At 54.2% G+C, this 518-nt stretch carries 2 protein-coding genes; both read left to right on the top strand.

Annotated features, from left to right (window positions below):
• On the top strand, positions 1–112 hold a 112-nt coding region (gene rpsH / locus PMI42_RS37915; RefSeq protein WP_081502904.1), incomplete at its 5' end, for a 30S ribosomal protein S8.
• A gap of 10 nt (positions 113–122) precedes the next feature.
• Positions 123–518: 50S ribosomal protein L6 (locus tag PMI42_RS12870; RefSeq protein WP_008134671.1), on the top strand; the 396-nt coding region annotated here is incomplete at its 3' end.

The following is a 518-nucleotide window of genomic DNA, read 5'->3' as shown; positions in this document are numbered from 1 at the left end:
CGTGATGAACGGCCTGGGTGTGGCAATCGTTTCCACTCCACGTGGCGTCATGACAGATCGCAAAGCGCGCGCTACCGGTGTCGGTGGCGAAGTGATTTGCTACGTGGCCTAAGGAGTGCAATATGTCTCGTGTTGGTAAAATGCCGATTGCACTGCCGAGTGGCGCGGAAGCGACCATTACTGCAGCGCAGATCACAGTAAAAGGCCCGTTGGGCTCGCTTTCCCAGCCATTGACTGGCCTGGTGAAGGTTGCAAACAACAATGGCACGCTGAACTTCGAGGCTGCAAATGACAGCCGTGAAGCAAATGCGATGTCCGGTACCCTGCGTGCGTTGGTCAATAACATGGTCAACGGTGTCACTAAGGGTTTCGAAAAGAAGCTGAACTTGGTTGGTGTGGGTTTCCGCGCTCAAGCACAAGGCGACAAGTTGAATCTGTCGCTGGGCTTTTCGCACCCAGTCGTTCACCAGATGCCACAAGGCATCAAGTGTGAAACCCCGACTCAAACCGAGATCTTA

The sequence above is a fragment of the Bradyrhizobium sp. YR681 genome, from assembly GCF_000282615.1.
Taxonomy (GTDB): domain Bacteria; phylum Pseudomonadota; class Alphaproteobacteria; order Rhizobiales; family Xanthobacteraceae; genus Bradyrhizobium.
The sequence above is the reverse complement of the archived record's forward strand: the minus strand, read 5'-3'. Positions and strand labels throughout refer to the sequence as shown.